Raw genomic sequence first — 498 nt, 5'->3', positions numbered from 1 at the left:
CGGGTCGAGGTGAACCAGGTGATCGCCGACGGTCCGTGCACCGACAACGGTGAGATGGCGCTGGGCAAGAACCTGCTGGTGGCGTTCATGCCGTGGGAGGGTCACAACTACGAGGACGCGATCATCCTGTCCCAGCGGCTGGTGCAGGACGACGTGCTCTCCTCGATCCACATCGAGGAGCACGAGGTCGACGCCCGGGACACGAAGCTGGGTCCCGAGGAGATCACCCGGGACATCCCGAACGTGTCGGAAGAGGTGCTGGCCGATCTCGACGAGCGCGGCATCATCCGGATCGGGGCCGAGGTGGTTCCCGGTGACATCCTGGTCGGGAAGGTCACGCCGAAGGGTGAGACGGAGCTGACGCCGGAGGAGCGGCTGCTGCGGGCGATCTTCGGTGAGAAGGCGCGTGAGGTCCGTGACACCTCGCTGAAGGTGCCGCACGGCGAGCAGGGCAAGGTCATCGGCGTCCGGGTGTTCTCCCGCGAGGAGGGCGACGAG

Annotated in this window: 1 pseudogene; it reads left to right on the top strand. The window is 66.9% G+C overall.

The features are described 5' to 3' along the window. A pseudogene (locus tag QSK26_RS41480) lies at positions 1 to 498 on the top strand (DNA-directed RNA polymerase subunit beta); the annotation flags it as partial.

Source organism: Microtetraspora sp. NBRC 13810, from assembly GCF_030268685.1.
Taxonomy (GTDB): domain Bacteria; phylum Actinomycetota; class Actinomycetes; order Streptosporangiales; family Streptosporangiaceae; genus BSRQ01.
The sequence above is the reverse complement of the archived record's forward strand: the minus strand, read 5'-3'. Positions and strand labels throughout refer to the sequence as shown.